Source organism: Anoxybacillus sp., assembly GCF_036834105.1.
Lineage (GTDB): Bacteria > Bacillota > Bacilli > Bacillales > Anoxybacillaceae > Anoxybacillus.
Genome location: NZ_DAITON010000131.1, coordinates 1 through 6,073, shown reverse-complemented (window position 1 = coordinate 6,073; position 6,073 = coordinate 1). Strand labels below are relative to the sequence as shown.

7 protein-coding genes are annotated in these 6,073 nt (G+C 39.0%); 6 read left to right on the top strand and 1 reads right to left on the bottom strand.

The genetic code is table 11. The features are described from left to right. The 6 genes from V7Z64_RS11125 to xylB all read left to right on the top strand — a co-directional run. Positions 1-455, top strand: a 455-nt coding sequence (locus V7Z64_RS11125; protein ID WP_334110432.1) for a mannonate dehydratase, incomplete at its 5' end; no start/stop codon positions are given. Beyond that, a complete protein-coding gene (locus tag V7Z64_RS11120; RefSeq protein WP_297988010.1) occupies positions 452-1,297 on the top strand; it encodes an SDR family oxidoreductase in 846 nt (281 codons plus the stop codon). The genes V7Z64_RS11125 and V7Z64_RS11120, both read left to right, overlap by 4 nt. A gap of 46 nt (positions 1,298-1,343) precedes the next feature. Next, complete coding sequence (locus V7Z64_RS11115) at positions 1,344-2,138, top strand: Nif3-like dinuclear metal center hexameric protein (protein WP_297988012.1); 795 nt, start codon at positions 1,344-1,346, stop codon at positions 2,136-2,138. 43 nt (positions 2,139-2,181) lie between these two features. Further along, the gene (locus V7Z64_RS11110; protein WP_297988014.1) at positions 2,182-2,844 is read left to right on the top strand and encodes an SGNH/GDSL hydrolase family protein; all 663 of its coding nucleotides are present in this window, start codon (positions 2,182-2,184) and stop codon (positions 2,842-2,844) included. A gap of 70 nt (positions 2,845-2,914) precedes the next feature. Further along, positions 2,915-4,240 (top strand): xylose isomerase, encoded by a 1,326-nt coding sequence (gene xylA, locus V7Z64_RS11105; RefSeq protein ID WP_297988016.1) that lies wholly within the window; start codon positions 2,915-2,917, stop codon positions 4,238-4,240. Between the two features lie 17 nt (positions 4,241-4,257). Next, positions 4,258-5,760 (top strand): xylulokinase, encoded by a 1,503-nt coding sequence (gene xylB, locus V7Z64_RS11100; protein ID WP_297988018.1) that lies wholly within the window; start codon positions 4,258-4,260, stop codon positions 5,758-5,760. A gap of 38 nt (positions 5,761-5,798) precedes the next feature. Here the strand turns inward: xylB and sspI are convergent, their stop codons facing one another. Further along, the gene (gene sspI / locus V7Z64_RS11095) at positions 5,799-6,008 is read right to left on the bottom strand and encodes a small acid-soluble spore protein SspI (RefSeq protein WP_003397818.1); all 210 of its coding nucleotides are present in this window, start codon (positions 6,006-6,008) and stop codon (positions 5,799-5,801) included. Positions 6,009-6,073 lie beyond the last annotated feature (65 nt).

The following is a 6,073-nucleotide window of genomic DNA, read 5'->3' as shown; positions in this document are numbered from 1 at the left end:
TGTTCGGCCTACCTCGCGTTGTAAAGGATAAAAGAGATTTAGAAATAATAACTAATATGGTTGATAGCCATTCAAATGGATTGACTCTATGTTCTGGATCATTAGGGGCAAGCCCAAATAACGATGTAGTCGAAATATTTCGATATTTTTTAGAGAGAAAGCGTGTACCGTTTGTTCATGTAAGAAATATAAAAACCTTCGAAAATGGAAATTTTGAAGAAACGTCACATCGCAGCTGCGACGGCTCATTAAACATATGCGAGATTGTTAAAGTTTTGCATGAATTAGATTTCAAAGGTTATATTCGTCCAGATCATGGTCGAACAATATGGGGAGAGAAAGCACGGCCGGGTTATGGATTGTATGATCGAGCCCTTGGCATTATGTATTTGTTAGGTATTTGGGATAGTTTGGAGAACGAGAAAAGAGAGACAGGGAAGGGGATAAATAGATGATACCCATTCATCAAAATTTAAAAGGGAAAGTAGCTGTTGTAACAGGTGGTGGAGGCACTTTATGTAGTTACATGGCAAAAGAGTTGGCTCGTCAAGGTATGAAAGTAGCTATTTTGAATCGAACGCTTGAGAAGGCGGAGCAAGTGAAAGAAGATATTATGAAAAGTGGTGGAGGAGCTTTAGCTATTGAATGTAATGTGTTGGATGTGGGTAGTGTAACTAAAGCTGCTGAAGAAGTTCTCGCTACTTATGGATCATGTGATGTGCTTATTAATGGTGCAGGTGGTAATCATTCGAAAGGGATCACGTCAAAAGAAGTTCTAGAACTGTGGGATTTAGGAAATAAAGAAATTATAACTTTTTTTGACTTGACTAAGGAAGGTTTTGAATATGTTTTCAATTTAAATATTCTCGGTACACTCATTCCATCACAACTGTTCCTTAAACAGATGATTGGTAGAGGGGGAACGATCATTAACATTTCCTCAATGAGCGCTCCGAGGCCGATGACGAAAGTACCTGCATATAGCGCAGCAAAAGCTGGAGTCGAAAATTTCACAAAGTGGCTTGCTGTACATGTGGCTGAGGTGGGGGTACGTGTTAATGCGATAGCCCCGGGATTTTTTTTGACAAAACAAAATGAGCATCTTCTTAAACATGTGGATGGTTCATACACAGAGCGCACGAGGAAAATTATATCTCATACCCCTATGAGAAGATTAGGTAATCCAGAAGATTTGTTAGGGACATTAGTTTGGTTGGTGGATGATCGGATGAGTGGTTTTGTAACAGGAACGATTATACCTGTAGATGGTGGTTTTTTAGCATATTCAGGAGTATAGTTTGGAGATATTAATCAACGTGATTTTTTCGAAAGGATAAAAGAGTATGCGGATTACTGTTCAGCATGTAGTTGATCAATTAGTGAAGGGAGTAGAAAAAGTTCCTAATACTGTAGACTCCCTCAAGTATGGTGAAACCAACATGGAAGTAAAAGGGATTTCGGTGAGTTTTATGCCTACTTATTATGTCATAGAGCAAACGATCCTGAGGAGAGCTAATCTTCTTATCACACATGAAGGATTATTTTATAGTCATAGTGATCATATGGTAATGTTCCAAAATGATTCAGTATATCAAGAGAAGCTACGCCTAATTCGAGAGTCAGGTATAGCAGTTTATCGTTTCCATGATTATTTGCATCGACAAAAGCCCGATGGCATAATGCTTGGCTTGCTCCGTGTTTTAGGATGGGAAAAATATGTTTCTAATCATCGCTTGCATACAACAATAATTTCCATTCCTCCTACAACATTAAGCGATATTGCTGAATATGTGAAGAGGCAGTTGCAAATTCCATTCGTGCGGGTCACTGGAGATTTGTCTATGCATTGTACACGAATTGGAGTGTTAGTAGGTTATAGGGGGAGTGGGGAATTATGCATCCCTTTATTTGAACAAGAAAAGTTAGATTTAATTATTTATGGGGAAGGTCCAGAATGGGAGGTTCCAGAGTATGTGAGAGATTCCTTACAACAAGATAAACATAAGTCTTTAATCGTGCTTGGCCATTCTGAAAGTGAAGAGCCAGGGATGAAATATTTGGCGGAGCAATTGCAGTCAACGTTTCCTAATATCCCTGTTCATTTTATTGATGAAAGGCCTGTGTTTCAAATAGTTTAGTTAAATTATTTTCCTGTTTTTTGAATTTTGAAGGAGGATAAAAATGAAGATTGGACGAGGGCATAAGCTGTTATTTATCGGTGATTCGATAACCGAATGTAACCGTACAAAAGACAAGGATAATGAATTAGGGGCGGGTTACGTCTCTTATGTAAACGCTCTACTGCAAGTAAATTATCCAGAGAGGGGGATTCGTGTTATTAACAAAGGGGTTAGTGGAAATACTGTCCGAGATTTGAAGGGGAGGTGGCAAGAAGATGTTATGCATGAGCGGCCGAACTGGCTATCAATCTTAATTGGAATGAATGACGTTTGGCGTCAGTACGATACTCCTTTTATGAAAGAGGAGCATGTGTACTTAGATGAATATGAAGAAACATTGCGAACACTTGTTACAGAAACAAGACATTCAGTCGAAGGGATCATTCTTATGTCGCCATTTTATATAGAAAGTAACAAATTAGATGCCATGCGTTGTACAATGGATCAATATGGTTCAGTTGTAAAAAAAATCGCGAAAGAAACAAATAGCCTATTCGTCGATATACAAGAGGCCTTTGATAGATTACTAAAATTTTTTTATCCTGCTGCGTTAGCTTGGGACCGTATTCATCCATCAGCACCAGGGCATATGGTTATTGCACAAGCTTTTTTGGACGCAATTAATTTCGATTGGAAAAAGAATTGTGACAACTTTGTTTATTAGATAGACAAACTAACTTAACCCTGTTATAATTCAACTTGAAGATTTTATAAAAATCGGGGAGGAATCCGACATGGTTTATTTTGAAAACGTTAACAAGGTAGTTTATGAAGGGCCAACATCGAAGAACCCGCTTGCTTTTAAGTTCTATAATCCTCAAGAAAAAATAGGGGATAAAACAATGGAGGAGCATTTGCGCTTTTCAGTGGCATACTGGCATACGTTTGTAGGAGATGGATCGGATCCTTTTGGTGTTGGAACAGCTATTCGTCCTTGGAATCGATATAGTGGCATGGATTTAGCAAAAGCGCGTGTTGAAGCAGCGTTTGAATTATTTGAAAAGTTGGACATTCCATTTTTCTGCTTTCATGATGTTGATATTGCGCCAGAGGGAGATACTCTTGTAGAGACATATAGGAACTTAGATGAAATTGTTGATATGATTGAACAATATATGAAGACGAGTAAAACAAAGTTGCTTTGGAACACAGCTAACTTATTTACGCATCCACGTTTTGTGCATGGTGCAGCCACTTCTTGCAATGCTGATGTGTTTGCATATGCGGCGGCGAAAGTGAAAAAGGGACTAGAAATCGCTAAGCGGCTCGGCGCAGAAAACTATGTATTTTGGGGCGGGCGAGAAGGGTATGAAACGTTATTGAATACCGACATGAAGCTAGAGCTTGACAATTTAGCTCGTTTCTTGCATATGGCTGTTGACTACGCAAAAGAAATTGGTTTTGATGGACAATTCTTAATTGAGCCAAAACCGAAAGAACCAACGAAACATCAGTATGATTTTGATGTCGCTACAGCGTTAGCATTTTTACAAACATATGGACTAAAAGATTATTTTAAATTTAATATTGAAGCTAACCACGCGACATTGGCCGGGCATACATTCGAACATGAATTGCGAGTTGCACGCATTCATAACATGTTAGGTTCTGTTGATGCAAACCAAGGAGATACGTTGCTTGGTTGGGATACAGATGAATTTCCAACGGATCTATATACAACAACACTTGCGATGTATGAAATTTTACAAAATGACGGACTTGGCCGTGGTGGATTAAATTTCGATGCCAAGGTAAGACGTGGCTCGTTTGAACCAGAAGATTTATTCTACGCTCATATTGCCGGTATGGACAGCTTTGCAATTGGACTAAAAGTTGCACACCGCTTAATTGAAGATCGTGTATTTGAATCTGTCATTGAGGAACGATACAAGAGTTATACTGAAGGAATTGGCCGCGACATTGTTGAGGGTAGAGCCAATTTTCATACGCTAGAGACATATGCATTGCAACTTGGGGATATCCACAATCATTCAGGACGTCAAGAGCGTTTGAAAACGTTGCTTAATCAATATTTACTCGAAGTTTGTGCAGGACGTTAATGAAATGAGGGATGAACTTGGAACACGTCATTGGTATTGATTTAGGAACAAGTGCAGTTAAAGCATTACTTATTGACTGGACAGGAAAGATCAAAGGGGAGAGTACGGAAGCGTATCCCCTTTACCAACCACATTCAGGATATAGCGAACAAAACCCAGAAGATTGGGTAGAAAAAACGATTACTGCATTGCGAAAAGTGTTGCAAGTATCAAATGTTGATCCAAGTTCGATTGTTGGCATCAGTTTTTCTGGGCAAATGCACGGGTTAGTGTTATTATCTGAAAACAATGAGGTTGTGCGACCAGCTATTCTTTGGAACGATACAAGAACGACGGAACAATGTCGATGGATTGAAGAGAGAATTGGAAATGAGAAATTGTTATCCATTACAAAAAATCGGGCACTTGAAGGATTTACATTACCAAAATTATTATGGGTGAAAAAACATGAACCCCATCTTTATAAGCAAGCTCGTACGTTTTTATTGCCGAAAGATTATGTTCGCATGCGCCTTACTGGCCATGTTGCCATGGAATATTCCGATGCGGCAGGAACGTTACTTCTTGATATAAGAAAAAAAGAATGGAGTCAAGAAATTTGTCAATTACTTGATATCGACATTCGGTTATGTCCTCCACTAGTGGAAGCTACCGATTATGTTGGTACGTTGTCACCTGAAATAGCGGAAAAAACAGGTCTTCCAACAAGTGTAAAAGTATTTGCTGGGGGAGCAGACAACGCATGTGGTGCGATTGGTGCAGGCATATTAGAAGAAGGACAAACGATGTGTAGTATTGGGACATCTGGTGTCGTACTTGCATTTGAGCAAACAGGTGAAAAAGAATTTGAAGGAAAAGTACATTATTTTAATCATGCAAAACCAGATTCGTACTATATTATGGGCGTAACATTAGCTGCCGGATATAGTTTTGATTGGTTCAAGCGCACGTTGCTAAATGATATGTCCTTTTCCGAAATTGTCAAACGAGCGTATGGTCAATCATCTATCGGGGCAAATGGATTATTGTTTACGCCGTATTTAGTCGGAGAGAGAACACCTTATGCAGATGCAGATATTCGATCCTCTTTCATCGGAGTGGATGCTACTCATACGATATGGGATTTTGCTCGTGCTGTTTTAGAAGGAATTACATTCTCTTTAAATGAATCTGTTGAAATTATTAGAGCAAGCGGAAAACGAATAGATACCGTCGTTTCAATTGGAGGGGGCGCTAAAAGTGCAGAGTGGTTACAAATTCAAGCGGATATATTTGCCACCCCAATTGAAAAGTTAAAAAACGAGCAGGGACCGAGCATGGGTGCTGCGATGATTGCAGCTTATGGGTGTAAGTGGTTCCCATCCTTAGAACATTGTGCTCGTGTATTTAAAGAGGTAGAACAAATTGTTGAGCCAAATAATGAAGCGGTAGAGAGGTACAAGGAAATTTTCTTGGTGTATAAGGAAATATATACGCAAACAAAGGAAATATCTAAGAAGTTAAAAGCGTTTAGAAAATGAAGATCCCCCTTAAATATAAATAGCCTTCAACGCGAAGGCTATTTTTTTACTGCTTCTTCTAATGTTTCAAGCATCGATTGTTTTTGTTCTTCTGTCGCGTGATTCCATAGTGCTTCGAATAAGACACCAAGACCGGGTAAATATTTTTCTTCACCTTGTTGAATCGCGTCAACGATCGTATGTTGAAGCTGGTCTTTTGAACTGTTTGCGACGTTCGCCATGACGGCACCACGTAAATTAAAGTCCATCGTCTTCACTCCATTCTTTATGTATTGCGTAAGTAGTTTTTGCTATAATGGTAACTACTATTCAT

Excerpts from the sequence above, each read along its gene's own strand:
- sspI (WP_003397818.1), bottom strand. The coding sequence starts at position 6,008 with ATGGACTTTAATTTACGTGGTGCCGTCATGGCGAACGTCGCAAACAGT.
- V7Z64_RS11110 (WP_297988014.1), top strand. The coding sequence starts at position 2,182 with ATGAAGATTGGACGAGGGCATAAGCTGTTATTTATCGGTGATTCGATA.
- V7Z64_RS11115 (WP_297988012.1), top strand. The coding sequence starts at position 1,344 with ATGCGGATTACTGTTCAGCATGTAGTTGATCAATTAGTGAAGGGAGTA.
- xylA (WP_297988016.1), top strand. The coding sequence starts at position 2,915 with ATGGTTTATTTTGAAAACGTTAACAAGGTAGTTTATGAAGGGCCAACA.
- V7Z64_RS11120 (WP_297988010.1), top strand. The coding sequence starts at position 452 with ATGATACCCATTCATCAAAATTTAAAAGGGAAAGTAGCTGTTGTAACA.